At 60.8% G+C, this 18,623-nt stretch carries 11 protein-coding genes; 9 read left to right on the top strand and 2 right to left on the bottom strand.

Translation table 11 applies throughout. From position 1 onward, the window contains the following. Positions 1–270: 270 nt before the first annotated feature. Positions 271–1,620 carry a Fic family protein gene (locus ACRC0P_RS05030; protein ID WP_438628689.1) on the bottom strand — a complete coding sequence of 450 codons (1,350 nt, stop codon included), beginning with the start codon at positions 1,618–1,620 and terminating at the stop codon, positions 271–273. A gap of 218 nt (positions 1,621–1,838) precedes the next feature. Between ACRC0P_RS05030 and ACRC0P_RS05025 the strand changes: the two genes are divergently transcribed. The 3 genes from ACRC0P_RS05025 (at position 1,839) to ACRC0P_RS05015 (ending at position 3,681) form a co-directional block, all read left to right on the top strand. After that, positions 1,839–2,030 carry a transposase gene (locus tag ACRC0P_RS05025; RefSeq protein ID WP_438628690.1) on the top strand — a complete coding sequence of 64 codons (192 nt, stop codon included), beginning with the start codon at positions 1,839–1,841 and terminating at the stop codon, positions 2,028–2,030. A 523-nt stretch (positions 2,031–2,553) separates the two neighbouring features. Next, the gene (locus ACRC0P_RS05020) at positions 2,554–2,907 is read left to right on the top strand and encodes a hypothetical protein (protein ID WP_438628688.1); all 354 of its coding nucleotides are present in this window, start codon (positions 2,554–2,556) and stop codon (positions 2,905–2,907) included. A gap of 150 nt (positions 2,908–3,057) precedes the next feature. Beyond that, positions 3,058–3,681: a hypothetical protein gene (locus tag ACRC0P_RS05015; protein ID WP_438628687.1), complete on the top strand. Its 624-nt coding sequence runs from the start codon at positions 3,058–3,060 to the stop codon at positions 3,679–3,681. 196 nt (positions 3,682–3,877) lie between these two features. On the opposite strand, the gene ACRC0P_RS05010 is transcribed toward ACRC0P_RS05015, so the two are convergent. Then, on the bottom strand, positions 3,878–5,842 hold the full coding sequence (locus ACRC0P_RS05010) for a pectate lyase family protein (protein ID WP_438628686.1): 1,965 nt from the start codon (positions 5,840–5,842) through the stop codon (positions 3,878–3,880). A 1,223-nt stretch (positions 5,843–7,065) separates the two neighbouring features. On the opposite strand from ACRC0P_RS05010, the gene ACRC0P_RS05005 reads away from it, so the two are divergent. From ACRC0P_RS05005 to pelA, 6 genes are all read left to right on the top strand, one after another. Beyond that, entirely contained in the window at positions 7,066–10,332 is a 3,267-nt protein-coding gene (locus ACRC0P_RS05005) for a pectinesterase family protein (RefSeq protein ID WP_438628685.1), read from the top strand. Between the two features lie 185 nt (positions 10,333–10,517). Beyond that, positions 10,518–12,374, top strand: a complete 1,857-nt coding sequence (locus ACRC0P_RS05000; RefSeq protein ID WP_438628684.1) for a pectate lyase family protein — start codon at positions 10,518–10,520, stop codon at positions 12,372–12,374. Positions 12,375–12,483: 109 nt separating this feature from the next. Beyond that, a complete protein-coding gene (locus ACRC0P_RS04995; RefSeq protein ID WP_438628683.1) occupies positions 12,484–14,400 on the top strand; it encodes a rhamnogalacturonan acetylesterase in 1,917 nt (638 codons plus the stop codon). Between the two features lie 177 nt (positions 14,401–14,577). Next, positions 14,578–16,155 carry an RICIN domain-containing protein gene (locus tag ACRC0P_RS04990; protein WP_438628682.1) on the top strand — a complete coding sequence of 526 codons (1,578 nt, stop codon included), beginning with the start codon at positions 14,578–14,580 and terminating at the stop codon, positions 16,153–16,155. 181 nt (positions 16,156–16,336) lie between these two features. After that, positions 16,337–17,284: an alpha/beta hydrolase gene (locus tag ACRC0P_RS04985; RefSeq protein WP_438628681.1), complete on the top strand. Its 948-nt coding sequence runs from the start codon at positions 16,337–16,339 to the stop codon at positions 17,282–17,284. A gap of 5 nt (positions 17,285–17,289) precedes the next feature. Beyond that, entirely contained in the window at positions 17,290–18,567 is a 1,278-nt protein-coding gene (pelA, locus tag ACRC0P_RS04980; RefSeq protein WP_438628680.1) for a pectate lyase, read from the top strand. Positions 18,568–18,623: the final 56 nt, after the last annotated feature.

The following is an 18,623-nucleotide window of genomic DNA, read 5'->3' as shown; positions in this document are numbered from 1 at the left end:
AGGATTCATACAGGCTGGCCCTCCGTGGTTGGTGTTTTGTTTAGGCGCAATTAGCCTATCACGGAACCAGCCTTCTTTTATGAATCTCTAAAATTCCTCTTATCTTTCAATTAGTTACGCTTAAGTCAGCGCCATTCAGACCTGACCCTGGACCCTGGTACAACCGTCGTCCCCTGAGAAATGGAGAAAATTAAACGAAAAGGTTGGGAGATTTGTAAAAGCGCTGTGGCAGGGGCGCTGTGTGTACCGAATACAGTCTGCTGGCGCGCCTCAAGGCCCATGTCTTGCTCTCCAGGCTGAGAATTGCGACGGCTTCAAACGGTAGCGTGCTAGAACACCTTCGTGTAACCGTCGAAGCTCTTCCACGACCAGTGCTTGCACATTATCGCGCTCGCTCTCCGGAATGCGTTTTGCTACGGACTCTTGAATGATGGAAAGCGGCTCGAGGTCGGGCTGCGTCACCACTGTGTGTATTGTCTCCTTGATAAAATCCCGCCAGGCCAGGCGCAGAGGGTCGGGTTCCGCCAGATCCTGCTTGACGGCGAGGTACTCATGGGTCGAGCGCTCGTAGGCCCATAAATACAGGTCGCGCATCAGCTCGATACGCGTTAACTCGTAGATTCCGAGCACTGCGCGGCTGTATGCCTGCTCGGGTACGTCGAGAAAGGTCAATGGACAGAGGTTTGCACGAATCAGTGGCAGATTGGCCGCGAGCCGCGAGGTTCGCTTGTTGACGTCGGCGAAGGGTTGTAAATAGGGCAGGTGCACCATTACGAAGAAGGATTGCTCGAACGGGTCCTCTATTCGGCTCGCCTTGTCCAGGATGAGATCCAGCACCTCCCCGATTTGCGCAGGTACGGCGAGCGGCCGATAGACGCTCTTGCCGATTTCCACTGCATGCAGCCGTAGTCGGCCTTCGTCGGCGGGATTGGGTAGAAGGTTTTCCGCCAGCGCGCTGTGCAGGTTTAGCAGTGTGTAACGGTTGAAACCGGCAGTGTCGGCGTTGTCGACCAGAAGCTCTATGGCCGCCTTGTGGTTCAGAATCATCTGCGTTTCCATGGCTGCCTTGCCTTGGGCGACTCGGCCGCGCTCGATCAGCACCCGCGTGTCGAGCCGGCTGTAAGTGTTTCCCTCAAGGCTGCTGGATGCCCAGGACAAATCAATCAGCAATCGATTCAGAATTGCGCGGCCGTAGGTTCCCGCTGGCAACCGGCTTTGTCCGGTATCGCCCATTTTTCGCAACTGTCGTCGCAGGGGCTCCGGTAGGTACCAGGTCTGGTTGGGCCGGTAACTGTCCAGGAAGTCGCGCTGGTAACCCACTGGCTTGCGCGTTTCGAGCGGCTGGTCGACGTAGGCGAGAACATCCTCGCTGTCGGCCGAAAGCGGAATGTAGGGGGGAAACCTGTCTTCTTCCCGCGGGGCGGCGACAGTCACAGCGGCGGTGTATCGGCGGGCTCGCCCCGAGCCGATAGCAACTACCAGTCCCTCCGCAACCAACACACTAAGCCAGCGCTGGGCCGTACGGCGCGCAAGCGTAGGGTGCCGCTCAAGGATATCGGCAATACCCAGACCTCCGGGGGTAGACTGGATAGCCTCAAGGAGTTCTTGTGGAGATTGCATAGGTATATGGCGCGATTCTTGAGGGATTCTTGAAGTAAGTGGCGCGATTATGGCGCGAAAACTGAAATCGCGCCACATGCGGTGGCGCGATTCTGGCGCTTCGTGCCACCGTCCCCGGGCGCGGTTACGACTCCGGAATCCAGCCGTTCAGAATCTCTTCCTGGTGTCCCCGACCTGCCGTGCTCAAGTGGCGCCGCCGCTAACCTAAGTGCTCTCTAATTAAGGCCTGTGAGCGATACGGTTGGTTGTGTCATGCCTACTGTTTGATGTCCAACCACTACCATCTGTTGTTGGAAACCGGAACGCCGAGTTTGTCCAAGGGTATGAAGTACATCAACGGCACAGGAAGGCCGTGGACAGCCAAGTCCCTGGGAATCGCTCAAGAATCAGATCTATCTGGGTTCGGATGAATTCGTAGAAGATATGCAATGCAAGATGAACCCTGAGCAGTCTTTGCAGGATATTCCAAAGCCTCAGAAGCGGAGTCCACCAAGGCCGTTGGAGCATTATCGGAAAAGATATTCGGAGCGAAATGAAGCTATGGCGAAGGCCTATCTCAGTGGGCACTTCACCTTGGCGCAGGTGGGGGCTGAGTTTGGTGTGAGCTACGCAACGGTTAGCAGGTCGGTGAAGTCATTCGAGGACGGTTCAGTGGAAAGTGATGTAAAATGTAAGACCTGACCCCTGACCCCTTTGTGGACCCCTGACCCCGCTTGACCCCTGACCCCGCTGACCCCGCTGACCGTGTGACCCCGCTGACCGTGTGACCCCGCTGACCGGTGAAATGTAAGACCTGACCCCGCTGACCGGTGGTGAAATGTAAGACCTGACCCCGCTGACCGGTGAAATGTAAGACCTGACCCCGCTGACCGGTGTGACCCCGCTGACCGGTGTGCGCACTATGTTGGTCGCAGTCGTAGCGGCCGCTTCGTAGTGGGGCGTAAAACCGATGGGAAACGCAAGCGCAAGAAGCTCAAATTATTGAGTGAGCGTTTGCGGGCGATGCGTGGTGTAGGAGGGAAGGCAATGGTTGCCTTCCTCAGGCGGCACCTGCAGGGGCATATCCAGTACTATGGAGTGAGCGGCAACGGTCGGAGTGTGGCGAGTTATATCTATTTCGCCATGCGCTACTTATTCAAGTGGTTAAACCGCCGAAGCCAGAAACGCTCGCTGAACTGGAAAACCTTTGGTGCAGCAGTGCAGCCATTGCTACCAACGGTGCGGATCGTACACGACCTTTATCCCGTGCCCAAGTGGAAGACTCAAGCTGGGAGCCGGATGGTGTAACACTCCAAGTCCGGTTCTGCGAGGAGCCGGGGACAAACCGATATGCGAATAGCATTCGGCGAGAAACCGGCTTACTCTCCGAATGATCAATCGAAGATGTTAGAGTTCGTTCCGTAAATTGCTTTTCAGGACAATACTGCGGAAAAACCAATGAAGAATACTCACACACTATTTCTCTTCCCCTTACTGCTGGCCCTGGCCGCCTGTTCGCCCTCGGATCAGCAGCAGGAGGCAGCTGGGGCCGGGCAGCCGGTGGATGCCTTTCTCGCCAATATCGCGCGCTACTGCGGCCAGGCGTTTGCCGGGCGCATAGTCGCCAACGAGCCCAAGTCCGTTGAGCCTGATCCGTTTGAAGGCAAGGCACTGGTGATGCATGTGCGCGGCTGTGAGGAGCCGGAGCGCGAATTACGTATCCCCTTTCACGTGGGCGACGATCACTCGCGCACCTGGATACTCACCCGCACCGGTGAGGGCCTGCGCCTGAAACACGACCACCGCCACCGGGACGGCAGTGAGGACGCTGTGACCATGTACGGCGGTGACACGGCAACACCCGGCAGCTCCAACCGGCAGGAATTCCCGGTGGATGCGGAGTCCATCTCCATGTTCAAACAGGAGGGGCTGGATGCCTCCGTAACCAATACCTGGGCTATGGAAATCCATCCGGAGCGGAGCTTTCTGTATGAACTCACCCGTCCGGGCGGTCGTGAATTCAGGGTGCAATTCGACCTCGCCAAGCCTGTGCCGACGCCGCCCGCGCCCTGGGGTTACTGAGCCGGATAAGGAGCGCGCAGCCCCCTTTGACTCTTCCCCGCCGGGCCGCCCTGTATAACCGCCAATCAATCGTGTAGGGCGGGCTTTTGGTCTGCCATTAACCTATTTGGCAATTGGCAACGCTGTAGAAAAATGACGCCATGTGTCGACCGATAAAAAAAGGCGCCCGGAGGCGCCTGTTTTATTGAGTGTGGATTTAGTTACAGCTGCCCGCCTGCGGACTGCTGCCGGTGACATCCAGGTGGTCGATATTGGCCAGGCCTGCGCTGCCGGTGGCCTGCAAACGCACTTGGTTGGAGCCTGCGTTCAGCCCCACATCCACAGTGCCGCTGTCGGCGTAGCTGTCCCAGGCGCCGGTGCCGGGCATGCCGATGCTGGCAACCACACCGTCGTTGACCAGGATATCCGCCGGCCGGTCACTGGAGCCGTTGGCGAAGCGCCACTGCAGGGTGTAGACGCCGGCCGCGGGGGCGGATACCGCCCAGTTCACTCCGTTGCCGGAGGCGTTGTCGGTGTTGGCGTAGCCGCTGCCGGTGTAACCCGCCCATTCACTTTCCACCGCGCCGTCCACGGAGCAGAAACCGCTGGCGTTTTCCTCCAGGGTGATGGTGGTGGCCGTTTCGCCGCTGGCGTTGTACACCTCAACCTCGGCAATCTGCGGCGCACTGCCGGCGCTGTCGATCATCAGGTCGATCTTGCTCATGCTCACATCGCCCAGATCCACCTGCAGTGCGGAACCGATGCCGGTGCCGGAGGCCAGCTGCTCGCCGTTGTCGTGGTTCACCAACCGCCAGTTTTGCACCGCGTTGCCAATCTCACGAATGATCACCGTATTGAAGGCAGTGGTGCCGCCCCATTTTACCGAGACGCGCTCGCCGCTGGAGGAGTCCGGCTGCCAGTAGCTCTGCAGGTCGCCGTCGATCACATTGCCGTAGCTGCTGCCACTGGCCTTGCTGCTACCGTCAGCGCCGGCACCGATGGAGAGATTGGTGCCCAGTTCGCCACCGGAACCGCCGGAAGAACTGCTGCTGGAGGAGCTGGAACTGCTCGACGAAGAAGAGCTGCTGCTGGATGAACTCGATGAGCTGGACTGGCAGTTGCCGTCGGATTCCAGTAGACCGGTGTCGGCGCCCGCCGTGGCCAGCACGATTTGCGGTACGCAACCGGCATTGTCCAGGGTGTAGGGGTAGGGAATATCCATGGAGATTGTCGATACCGGGTTGGGGCCTGCCGGATGGTTTTTGTCCCCTTCCCCGGTCCAGGTGACATTGGAAAAGATATTTCCGCTTACATCCCAAAAACCCATGTCGTTGGTATAGAAGGTTCCCAACACATCCTTGGAGTCTTCGAAATAGTTGTTGTCCGCCTTGATCCGGCCGCCGATGCGCGGATTCAGGCCGGAGCTGTTGATACTGCGATAGTAGTTGTTGAACGAGTGCGCGGTGGCGTGGCGCAGCAGTGGCGTGCGGGAGTCGATGTTCTCGTACAGGTTGTGGTGAAAGGTCACCGGCCCATTGGTGTCGTCGCTGTCGCTGGAGCCGACCAGTCCGCCGCGGCCTGAATTGCGCAGAATGCTGTAGGAAAGGGTTACGTTTTGGGTGGTGGCTTTCATATCGAACAGCGCGTCGTAACCCGCGCTCTCGCCGCCGGAGGCCTCCAGGGTGAGGTGATCCGCCCAGACGTTGAATACGTTGCTCTCCATGCCGACGGCGTCGCCGCCATTGGAAGTCGGCGAGCCGGATTTTTTGACGTTGCGTACATGCAGGTTGCGCAGAATGATGTTGGACGCGCTGCGCAAGTGGATGCCCAACTCATCGAACAGGGCACCGTTGCCGACGCCGATGAGCGTGACGTTGCTGACCTCTTTGATCTCGATCCTGTCGTCGGCGGTATTACAGCTGCTGCCCGAGACTTTGCTGGTATTGCCGTGATTAATGGTGCCCTCCACCTGGATGATGATGGGCGTGTCGCTGGATGCGCGATTGCACAGTGCGGCGTGAATCTCGGTGCCGGTGGTCGCGTAGACGACTTCACCCCCCTCACCGCCGGTAGTGCCTCCGTTTAAAGTGGCATAGCCCACCGGCTGTGCCCAACTGGCGGCAGGCAGCAGGGCGGCCGCCGCCAGGCCCAGAAGGGCTGGCGCTCTTGAGAATCTCTTCATGATACGGTCCTTTGTATTGTCAGTTATTGGTGACGAGCCGTGGGAAGTCCGGGTCTCATCGCTGTACCTTTAAGAATTCGGTTGCCATTCCAATACAATTGGCAAAACCAAATTCGGTGGGGAGGCTAGACCTGTGTAACACTCGTGTAAAGCCTGCTGGCACGAAATCGCACATAGGATGGGCGAGATAGAAAGCAATTCGCATTCCGGGTATGCGATAAAGAAAATTATCACCAGGGGAGTTTATCCCGCCGTCACGGCGGGCCTGAAGTGAATGGCCTCAAGGATGAATGGCACTCGGGCATGGCGATTTTCGTAGGATGGGCAAAGCGAAGCGTGCCCATCAAAACCGCAGATGATGGGCATGTCGCTACGCTCCTTTGCCCATCCTACAAATAGAAGAATTTGCGTAACTGCTCACCCCTGTAGGAGCGGCGGGGCGGCCATCCGACATGCCCGCGAACTTAACCTGATCGCGGGCATGGCCCGCTCCTACAGGGTGGCTCGCTTAAGCCAATGTAGGTTCCCTATGGGTGAGTAGTTACGAATTTGCTTAACTCAAGTTTCGGAGTTCATGGTGCGGTGCGAGCCGGGAGGTAGGGTGCGCCGTGCGCACCAGGGAGGCTGAAGCCCGCACCAGCTCCTATCCGGTGCGCATGGCGCACCCTACACCGGTATGCAGACAGTGTCCGAACTCCGAAACTTGAGTGCTTAAGTAGGTGCCATTCGCCTCAAGATAAGCCGCTTCGCAGCGTGCTCCCCCGGGGCTAAGTTTCTTGATCGGCATCCATGCCTCACAAATCCGCCGGAGCAGATTTGGACGCCAGGGATGGCGCGAGTCATCCGGTCCCGCCAAGAGCCATCCCGCCCGGTCTGCCGGCCTCGTCACCAGATCAAGATTATGAACAGGCGCTCAGGGCCTCGATGGGCACACTGCGCTTTGCCCATCCTACAGAATTGCCCCGCCGGTCCTTAATTTAGTACTATCGTACAGGCTGTTGGCGTCTCCTTCGACGCCTCCACAACGACAAGCGTCCAAAAGCGGTACCATAGTGATAAATTGGCATGTTTTTTGCCTTGTCATTCCAGTCTATTTCTCGGCCTATCCAAAGTGGACTTACCAAATATCTAGAGGTATTCTAACTGAGCAATTTGCGCCGAACAGATACCACAATACGGCCAGCAGTATTGCTCACAAGAATAAATGAGAGGAGCAAGTCCCAATGAAAATACCTTCCCAGCTCGCACTAATAGCCCTGTCTGGGTGGCTTGCCGCCTGTGGCGGCGGCTCCAGCGGCGGTTCGGACCCCGTCGGTACATCGAGCAGCTCTTCAAGCAGCAGCTCGTCAAGCAGCTCGAGCAGCAGTTCTTCAAGCAGCAGTTCTTCAAGCAGTAGCTCTTCAAGTAGCAGTTCTTCGAGCAGCAGCTCTTCAAGCAGCAGCTCCAGCAGCTCGTCAAGCAGTTCCTCAAGCAGTTCCTCAAGCAGTTCCGGCGGCGCCACCACCGCCTTCACTTGCCCCGAAACCGGGCTGTACTTCTGCGACGACTTCGAAGACGGCCAATTCGCCGACACTTGGGACGCGGTAATCGACGGCTACGGCCTCGACAACCCCGGCACTTTCGACATTCTCGACGAGGGTGACGCCGGCAAGTCCCTGCGCTTCACCGCCGGCACCCGCGGCGAAAACCTGAACGAGGGCGAGCTGATCCTGGTCAAGGAGGCGGCTTTCTCCGGCGTGCCGGAGAACTACTACATGGAATACCGCATACGGCCGCGGAAAAACGGCAACACCGGCAACAAAAAGTTATACGGCATCGGCCGCTACCAGGGTCCGCTGCAATGGTACTTCGGCGGCATGATTCTGCAGGACGACCCCGACTCCAACCGGGTGGAAGCGGGCTTCGCCGCCGACGGCGCCATCAGTCCCATAGTGCGGGAGAACACATCACTTGAGCTGGGCGAAAAAGACGGAACCGACGGCACCTGGTATACGGTGCGCTACGATATGGTGGGCTCCACCGTCACCCTCTACCTGGATGGCGTGGAGATGGCCTCTTTCACCGATGACAGCGCCCTCTACCAGACCGCCGGACGCATCGGCTTCTTCACCCGCAACCGCTCCTTCGAAGTGGACTATGTGAAAGTGGGCGACCCCAGCGTCAAGCCGGTGCAGTTCTCCATCGACGCGGAGTCCGAGTGGGTCACCACCGCCGGTCATCCCGCGCTGGAAGTCAACGTCACCGCGATCCAGAGCGACGGCGTCAGCGAGGACACCTTTACGGTCGTATCCAGTGACGAGTCCGTGGTATCGGTCGACATCAGCGGCAGCCTGGTCACCCTGACCCCGCTGGCCGAGGGCGACGTCACCATCACCTTTACCAGCGACTCCGATCCCAGCCAGCAGAAGACCATCGCGGCGAGCGTGGCCGCGGCTTTCGATATGCCTACCGCCACCTACGGCGACCTCAGCACCCGGGTCAGCCCGATTCCGGGCAACACCGGCGAGTACGAGGACACCCGTCTCAGCATCACCTTCGACAGCGCCCCCGTCCCGGCCGATCTCGGTTCGGTGCGCATCTTCCGCGCCGATGACGATACCGAGGTGGACATCATCCGCGCCGGCGGCGAGTCGGACACCCTCGGCTACGAAGGGCAGAGCAATACGCGCACCCTCAACGTCAATCCGTTCGAGATAGACGGCAACACCCTGACCGTCTCGCCCCACACCGGCGTACTGGACTACGGCGTTGAGTACTATGTGGCCATCAGCAGCACCTTTTTGGAGTCCGGCGTACAACTGAACGGGACCGACTTCACCGGCCTGGGCAAAGACGCCGGCTGGACCTTCACCACCCGCGCCGCCGGCCCCAGCGGTGCCGACGTAACGGTGGACGACGACGGTGCCGCGGACTTCCGTACGGTGCAGGGAGCGCTGAACCATGTGATGGAGAATGTGCCCGCGAACGACCCGGCCACCATCACCATCAACGCGGGCGACTACCGCGAGGTGCTGTTCCTGCGCGGCAAGCACAACGTCACCATCCAGGGTGCAGGCTCCGCAGAGACGGTGATCCGCTACAGCAACAACAACGCGCTCAACCCCGGCACCAGCACACGGCCTATCTTCCTGGCGGAGAGCTCCGACATGCTCACCCTCAAGGATCTCTCCCTGATCAACACCACCCTGATCGGCGAGGGAGGCCAGGCGGAAACCATCTACTTCAACAACGACGGAGGCCGCCTCATCGCCGACAACGCCGTTTTCATCAGCGAGCAGGACACCCTGCTGTTGAAGGGGTGGAGCTGGTTCTACAACAGCCTTGTGGCCGGCAATGTGGACTTCATCTGGGGCACGGCTCACGCGGCGGTGTTCGAAGAGAGCGAGATCCGCACTATGACCCGCACCGACGGTGGCGAGGGCGGTTACGTGCTCCAGGCGCGCACCGCTGAGAGTTCGCCGGGCTTCGTGTTCCTGAACTCCACCCTGACCCGCGATGACAGCGTGGGCGATGGCACCCACTATCTGGCGCGCAGTGGCGGCAGCAGCGACTACTACGACAACATCGCCTTTATCAACACCAAGATGGACATCCATATTGCCGATATCGGCTGGCATCCGGACCGGACCCCCAACCCGGCCGTCGCCACTGCCGACGCCGGCTGGCGCGAGTACGGCAGCATGGACCTCTCGGGCAGCCCGCTGGACCTCTCCAATCGCTGTAGCGGTGGCGACACCTGCTATCTGCTGAGCGAGGCGGAAGTGGCCGAGCGCTTCTGCTCCCGGGCGGTGATCTTCGCCGACTGGAACAATGGCGAAGGCTGGGACCCCATGCCGGGACAGCCCAATGACGAACTCTGCCCGGAGCCGGAGCCGGAACCCGAGCCGGGCCCGTGGACTGGCGAGGGATTGTTTTTGGGTGATCCCGCTCAGTTCTCTGGCACGATCGCCAGTGGCAGCATCGACGCCCAGGACGCAACCAGCATCACCTTCACCGCCAGCGACGGCAAGTTCGAGAGCTATGCCCAGTCCTTCTACCTGGCCTCACAGGAGGTGACCGGAGACTTCACGCTCACCGCCAAGCTGAAGTCCGTGGGCGCTCCCTATCCCGCCAACCAGTTCCCGGTGGGTCTGATGATGTGCGAGTGCGACACAGAGAGCGGAGCCACATCGCCGCTGGCGTCCGCGGGTACGCACATGTCAGGCAGCGACTGGCTGGCCCAGTACTCCCGCGTGGTTGAAGACGGCAACTTCTGGGGCAAGGTCAGCTACGACCCGGTGATCCCGGGCGACAATCTCTACCTGAAGCTGGGGAGAGTGGGCAATCAATTCTACACCTCCTACTCCACGGACGGCGGCGTCAACTACGTGACCATGCAAAACGGTAGCTTCTCCGACGTCCTGCCGGACACGGTGAAAGTGGGCTTCTTCGTCGCACCCTTCTACGACGACCAGAGCTTCACCTTCGAGGACATACAGTTGGTGCAGTAATAACTAGACCCGAGCGGCACCGGATTCCCGGAACCCACTTGTAGGAGCCTGCTTGCAGGCGAACAGGACAGCACTCCGCGGCCTTTCGCTTGCAGGCAAGCTCCTACAGCACGGAATCCGGGCCGGTGCCCACTAAGCCAAGCCCCGCGGCGGCGCACTGCCGCGGGGCCTTTCGGAGAACAATCATGTGCTATTCATGGAAAATCCTGCTGAGCCTGGCGCTGTGTAGCGGCCTGGCCGCCTGCGGCGGCGGAGGCGATAGCGGCGGCGACAGTGGCGTCAGCTCCAGCAGTTCGAGCAGCAGCAGTTCTTCCAGTAGTTCGAGCAGTAGTTCGAGCAGCTCCTCCAGCAGTTCGAGCAGCAGTTCTTCCAGCAGTTCGTCGAGCAGCAGTTCGTCGAGCAGCTCCTCCAGCAGTTCGTCGAGCAGCTCCTCCAGTTCGTCCAGTTCCTCCAGCTCTTCCAGCGGTGGTACCGGTTCCGAAGGCTACGCCGACGGCGGCTTTGCCGGCCACGACTACCTGCTCACCGGCGGCGCCGGCGGCCTGGTGTACACAGTGAACAACGGCGCCGACCTGCAGGCCAAGCTGGACGAGGCCAAAAACGCAAGCCAACCGGTCACCCTCTACATCGACGGCACCATCACCGATTTCAACACCGGTGGTACCGGTTCCGATATAGAGATCAGGGACATGGACAATGTGTCGCTGATCGGTGTGGGCGAAAATGGCGAGTTCGACGGTATCGGCCTGCGCATCCGGCGCGCCAACAACATCATCGTGCAGAACCTCACCTTCCACGAGCCCTGGCCGGGCCAGGAGCGGGATGCGATCGGCATCGAGGGCGATGACGACGGCTCCACCACCAGCCACATCTGGATCGACCACTGCGAGCTGTACCACTCCCTCGCCGTGGACAAGAACTACTACGACGGCCTGATCGACTCCAAGAGCGGTGCGCGCTACATCACCATCTCCTACAGTTACCTGCACGACGCGCACAAGACCTCCCTGCACGGGCACACGGAGAACGACAGCAATCCGGACACCGATCGGCTGGTGACCTTCCACCACAACCGCTTCGAGAACCTGTCCTCGCGCGTGCCCCTGTACCGGCACGGCAGAGGCCACGTGTACAACAACTACTACAACAACATCACCTCCACGGGGATCAACTCCCGCGCCGGCGCCGAGATGCTGATCGAGCACAATGTGTTCGAGAACACCAGCAACCCGATCGTGTCCTTCTACTCGGACGTCATCGGCTACTGGAATCTCAACGGCAATGTGTTCGGCACAGGGGTCACCTGGAGCGATAACAGCGGAACCGACATCACCGCCGAAGACGGCGAGTCCACCTCCAGTTACACCGTGCCCTACGACTACACCCTGGACCCCACCGACGGGTTGAAGGAACTGGTCATCGCCAACGCCGGCGTCGGCAAGCTGGACCAGTCGGACCTGGAAATTCCCGACCCGGTCACCCCCGCCGACGAAGTACCGGAGGAGGAGGGACCGACCCTGGAGGACGTGGCCCTGCCCTACGCGGAGAGCTTCGCCACCGACACCGCCACCTTCTTCACCAACGACTACCGCGACCTCAGCGGCAGCCCCGGCGACGGCACTCCTATGTACCACCGGGTGACCGGCACCGCGGAGATCCAGAGCGGCGCGCTCAGCCTCACCGGCAGCCGGGTGTCCGTGGGCAACAGCACCCCCGAGGTCGACACCACTTCCGGCGACGCCGCCACCACTGGGGTCTTCGACCTGAGCGTGCCCTACCAGGTGTCCTTCAAGGTGATCAGCGTCAGCGGCGACACCAGCAAGTACTTCCAGCTCTACGTGGACAACAACACCTACTCCAGCGGCAACTCCGTCTGGGGGTCCAGTTCCAAGTTCCACCAGGTGCTCCTGAGTGAACTGGTTGAGGGGCAGACCTACACGGTGCCCGGCTTTACCGCCAGCAGCACCTCCTTCCTCACCCTGAGGACGGAGAGCGCCGCCACCGTCGTGCTGGACGACCTGTTGATCGAGGTGGCACCGTGATTTGAGCACCATAATTTTGAGCACCACGAGTCCATCCCGGCTGGAATATGCCAATGAACCGGGAATGGGCTCAACACTAAAATAATCTGTCATTAGCGGAGAGATAATAATGAAAACTCCTGGCCATTTAATCGTATCCATTCTGTTGGGTGCCATGCTTACCGCTTGCGGCGGAAGCGGTGGCGGAAGCGGCGGCGATAGCGGCACTTCCAGCAGTTCGAGCAGCAGCTCTTCCAGCAGCAGCTCATCGAGTAGCTCTTCCAGCAGCTCATCGAGCAGTTCTTCCAGCAGCTCATCGAGCAGCTCATCGAGCAGTTCTTCCAGCAGTTCGTCGAGCAGTTCCTCCTCCAGCAGTTCGAGCAGCTCCAGCAGCTCCGGCGGCGCCACCGGCGAAGCGCCGACCATCCATATGCTCGGCGACTCCACCATGACCGATTACGGCGAAGATCGCTTGCCGCAAATGGGTTGGGGGCAAGCAATGCCGATGTTCTTCAGCGAAGAGACGGTCATCAACAACTGGGCCAGGGGTGGACGCAGCTCCCGCAGTTTCTACTACGAAGACGGTCTCTGGCCGACCATCCTGCCACTCATTGAAGCGGGCGATTACGTCATCATCCAGTTCGGCCACAACGACCAGAAACGCGGTGAAGCCTACTACGAGCAGTTCGCCACCTATGCCTACTGCCCCGATGGCACCGAGAATGGCGAGGATTGTCCGGAAGGCGACGTTTACTCCGAGCATTCCTACTACCAGTTCCTGAAGCGGTACGTGCAAGAGACCCGCGCAAAAGGCGCAATCCCGATTCTGATGACGCCGATGGTGCGCAAATATTTCAGTGGCGATACCATCACCGAAAAAGGACAGCACAATCTTCAGACCAAGTACGATGGGGAAGACTTCCCGCGGGGCAACTACCCGGCCGCCATGAAAGCGGTTGCGGATACCTACGGCGTACCGCTCGTGGACCTCACCGCCGAGACCAAAGCCATCGTGGAAAGCTACGGTGACGAAGCGGCGACGGAGCACCTGTACATCGCCGCCGACAGCACCCACCCGGCGGTGCTCTTTGCCACCCTGATCGCCAGGGCCGCCGTCCAGGGCCTGGAGTCCCATGGCCTGATGGAGGGACATATTGTCGAAGCGACGTCCCTGGTAGCCAGCCCCGACAACCTGGACTGGGGAAATCGCTATATCGATGTTCCCAACAGCAAAAAACTCACCATATCCGCCTTCGATCTCGTGCCGGAGACCGGCGCCGTCGATGTAACCGCACCGGACGGATTCCTGTTGAGCGATGCCGCGGACTCCGAGGTATGGAGCAGTTCCACTACCATTGACTTCACCAACGGCGCCTTCACCACCAACCTCTATGTGCAATTCACTGCGGCAAGCGAGCAGGTCTATGAAGGAGACGTGAGCTTCGCGCTGGATGGCGAAGAGCTGGGCACCGTGGCCGTGTCGGGCACCGGCGTCGCGGTCGGCGAAGGCGTGGAATCCTATTCCCTCTGGTTTCACGGACCTTCCATCACCTCCGAAAGCGACGGCCTTGTCAGCGCAGGCGACGCCCTGGAGAACAACCTGGAGGCGGGTAATGCCAAGACACTGGCAGTTGACGAGCAGGATACCGACGTTGCCAGATACCAGGTGTTTGGAGAGGCCTATGTCGCCCGCAGCGATGACCAATATCTGCAGTTCGCCGTCACCGCCGAGTCACAGACCTTCTACGTGGACACCATCTCCGTCTACCTCACCTCCAGCGGCGGCTCGACGGTGCAGGCCGACATCGAGTATTCCCTGTCCAGCGATTTCAGCAATCCGGTCAAGCTGAACCCCGAGCCCCTGTCCTTTACCAAGGATACGATGACTCTGAAGGAGTACGGCGTAACCATTCCGGTGGATTCCACGAATCCCGACGCCGACACCCTGTACGTCCGGATCTTCCCCTGGAATGCCGCAGGCGCAACCAGTACCGGAAAGTACCTCGCCATCTACGATCTCAAGGTGGACGGTATCAGCGGCGAATAATGGAAAGGGTGGGTATCCACCCGAAAAAACCCCGGGGAATTTCCCCGGGGTTTTCGTAAAACAAGGAGGTTATTGCTAAGAGGTAAAAAAACAGAGTAACTACCCCTACAGGGATATCGATGTACCCGTTATTCCCTAGTAGTTACAAAAAAACGATAATCCCTTCAGGAGCAGAAAATGAATTCAATAAAAATGCTCGAAGGGCGGACCTGGCTTTTTGGCCTGGCTGCCCTGGTTGTTCTCGCCGCCAGCGACGTCCGCGCGGACAACTGCGACGCCCCGCCCACCAGCGGTGATGCCTATAAACTGATCAATCGCGCCTCCGGCTATGCCCTGGACGTGGCAGGTAAATCCTCCGCGGACGGCGCCAACGTGCTGCAGTGGAGCGAGCACAGCGATACTAACCAGCAGTTTCTCGCCACCGACCTGGGCAATGGCTACTGGAGCCTGCTGGCGGTGCACAGCGGCAGCGCCGTGGAGGTGGCCGACTCGTCCTCCAGCGACGGCGCCAATGTACAGCAGATGACCTACGACGACAGCGACACCAACCAGCAGTGGCGGCTTATAAAATCCAGCAGCGGCGGCTTTGCGGTGGTTGCGCGCCACTCCGGTAAGGCCATGGCCGCCGAGAGCAGCAGCCGCGGCGCCAACGTTTCCCAGGTCGGCTTGTCCGGCGACAGCCTGCAGCGCTGGTACTTCAATCCGGTGGACGGCAACTGCGATGGCCCCACAGGTTTCGCCTCCCAGTCCGGCGACGACGGCCTGACCACCACCACTGGCGGCGGTAACGCGACACCGGTCACCGTCACCAGTTGCAGCGCCCTGAAATCCGCCCTGGAGGCCGATGGCGAGGCGGTGGTACAGGTGCCCGACAACACCACCATCGATTGTCTGGTTGAGGAGGGTGTCGCCCTCCAGGTCTGCGAAGTCGCCTGCCCCGACCACCAGGACCCTGGGGAATTCACCTTACGCGTTCCCGGCAGCACACAGACTTGTACCGAGCTGGGTTCGGACACTAACGATACCGTCACCAGCCACCGCTTCGACACCAGAATCCACGTAGCAGACGACAAGACCCTGGTCGGCCTGGGCCCCAACAGCCGCATCGAGGGCGCCAGCCTGATCCTGAGTGGCACCAAAAACGTGATCGTACGCAACCTGTCCATTGCCAACGTCAACCCGCACCTGGTGGAGGCCGGCGACGGCATTACCGTGGACAACGCCAGTCACGTGTGGATCGACCATGTGGGCTTCAGCATGATTTCCGACGGTCACGTGGACATCACTAATAACAGCGAGAACGTGACTCTGAGCTGGAACCACTTCGATGGCCGCAACGACTATGTGTGCGCCAACCAGCACTGGTACGTCGCCTTGGTAGGGGACTCCCAGGTAAGCTACCACCACAACTTTTTTGACTACACCGGCGGGCGCAACCCGAAAGTGGATGGCAGCACCTCCCGTGCCCACCTCTACAACAACTATTACAAGAAGATCACCTATTTCGGCATCCAAACCACCAACAACGCCCAGGCACTGGTAGAGGCCAACTACTTCGACGACACCCGCGCGCCCCACTGGAATGTATCCGGTTTTATGAGCGCCAGCGACAATGTCTACACCGGCCGGTCGGCTACCGACCCAGATCGCGACAGCGGTGATTCGGTATTCGGCGACGTCAACCTGTACGACTACATCCTCGACGACGCCAATAACCTGCCGAGCCAACTGGAAAGCGGCGCGGGACCGCAATGACGCAATGAAAAGCGCGGCGATAAAAGGTGCCGCAACGAGGGCCCGGCGGTTATTTCGCACCGGGCCCTCCCTGTGGGAGCCAGCCCCCGGATCGAGTCCGGGGCAGGCTCTGCTGGCGATAAGGCATCGACGATGCCCGGATCGCCTGCGGGGCAGGCTCCCACGGGGGCCGCGCCGCGCTGTGGCGCGGTTGCTCCTGCCGCTGCTGCTCTGCAGCGCTGCCGCTGGCGCGGCGGACTACACCCTGGATAACACCTACAAAAAGCTGTCCCCCCGCCACCCGGACATAGTGCCGGTGCGGTTGCAGCCGGCCGATGACGTACGCCACCGACCGGCGCAGACCTATCGCTCCGTGGACGGACGGCAACTGCAAATGGATGTGTTTGTACCGGGGAACGCCCCGGCACCGCGGCCCGGCCTGCTGCTGGTACACGGCGGCGGCTGGCGCTCGGGGGACAGGTCCCTGCTCGCTCCCCTGGCCCAGGCCCTGGCCGCGCGCGGCTATGTGACAGCTACCGCAAGCTACCGGCTTTCCACCGAGGCGGTCTTTCCCGCCGCAGTGGAAGACTTGCTCGCGGCGCTGGCCTGGCTGCGCTCCAACGCGGGGGATTTCAATCTCGACCCCGGGCGCCTGGCCATCGGCGGCAGTTCCGCCGGCGGCCAGCTGGCGACCCTGACCGGCCTTTGGGCCGGGGACCCGGACCGTAATCCCGATGGTGCGCCGGTGGCGGCCATCGTCAATATCGACGGCCTGTGGGATTTCACCACGCCGCTGGCGCTAAAGTTCGAAAACGATCCGGCACGGCCGGTTACCTCCGCCAGCGCCTTCCTCGGCGGCCGCTTCGAAGTCATACCGGACACCTGGCGCCGGGCTTCGCCCATCAATTACCTGAACGCCGGCTCGCCGCCGCTGCTCGCCCTCAGTGGCGGGAACCCGCGCTTTACCGCCGGCATAGAAACTGTCGCCGCTCAGGCTCCGATCCTGGGTGTGCCTTTCCGTCACCACCACTACGAGGCAGCGCCGCACAGCTTCTGGCTGTTCGAGCCCTGGTTCAGCCAAGTGGAAGTGCAACTGGACGAGTTCCTTTCCATCGCGCTTGCCGAAAACACACCCGAACAGGAGCCATAACCCCCTTGAAATTTCCCCCTGTACGCCTTGCCGCTCCCCTGTTTCTCGCACTGCTCTCGTCATCGCTGCTACTCGCCGGCTGCGGTACAAAAAACCATAGGGCGGCCAGCGGAGTCGAAGGCAAATCCGAAGAAAAGGTCGAGACAGCGACGGAAACAAACGCGGAGGCCCAATGGCGGGCCTGGCGCAGCCGCTCGGATAAACTGCGGGCGCTGGACATGGAAGCCATCAGGCGGGAACTGGAACAGACCGGGCGGGAGATACCCCCGGGCAAGGACCCCCGCAAATTGCTGGCGATCACCAAAGGCTCCAAGGATTTCGGCCTCGATCTGGAAGCGCCGGTGGAGTTTTACCGCAGCGCCGAGGGCCGGCGCATCGCCGACAACGTGCTCACTTACCAGACGGCTTCCGGCGGCTGGTCGAAGAATGTGGATATGTCCGCGGGCCCCCGGGCCCCCGGCAACACCTACGGCCCCCGCGTGAAGGGCTACCAGCCCACCTTCGATAACGACGGCACCAGTACCCAGCTGCGCTTTCTCGCCCGCGCCTTTACGGCCACAAAAGACCCGCGCTACCGCGACAGCTTTCTGCGCGGCCTGGAATTGATTCTCAGCGCGCAGATGCCGAACGGCGGCTGGCCCCAGAGTTATCCCCTGGACGGCGGCTACCACGACCTCCTCACCTATAACGACGACAGCACCGTGGAACTACTGGAGCTGCTGCGCGCGGTGGCGGGCGCCGAACCGGACTACCGGTTTGTGCCGGAAGCCGAGCGCGCCCGCACACAGCGGGCCCTGGCGCGCGGTGTCGAGGGGCTGCTGGCGAGCCAGGTGCGGGTCGACGGCCGGCGCACCATCTGGGGCGCGCAGCAGGACCCCCTCACCCTCGAGCTCGCACCCGCCCGCGCCTTCGAGCCGGCGGCGCTGTCCTCCAGTGAGAGCACCAAAATACTGCTGTTTTTGATGGAAGAACCCAATCCCCCGGCGGAACTGGTGCAGGCGGTGGAAGCGGCCATGGAGTGGTTTCGCGCCACGCGCATCGACGGCCTGCGCTGGGACAGGCGCGAGGGCCTGGTCCCCGATCCGGACACCAAACCCATCTGGGCCCGGTTCTACGACCCGGCCACCAGCGAACCGCTGTTCGGCGACCGCGACGGCGCCGTTTATAACGACGTCATGCAGCTCTCCGAGGAGCGCCGGCTCGGCTACGGCTGGTACCGCACCGCACCGGCCAAGCTGGAAAAACACTACCGGCGCTGGCGCCGCTCCCTGGCTACAGATTGAGTCTGTAGGAGCGGCGGGGCGGCCATCCGCCATGCCCGCGAACAGAGGCCGATCGC

Source organism: Microbulbifer sp., from assembly GCF_051659245.1.
In the GTDB taxonomy this organism is placed as follows: domain Bacteria; phylum Pseudomonadota; class Gammaproteobacteria; order Pseudomonadales; family Cellvibrionaceae; genus Microbulbifer.
Note: the sequence above shows the minus strand (reverse complement) of the source record. Positions and strands in the feature narration are given on the sequence as shown.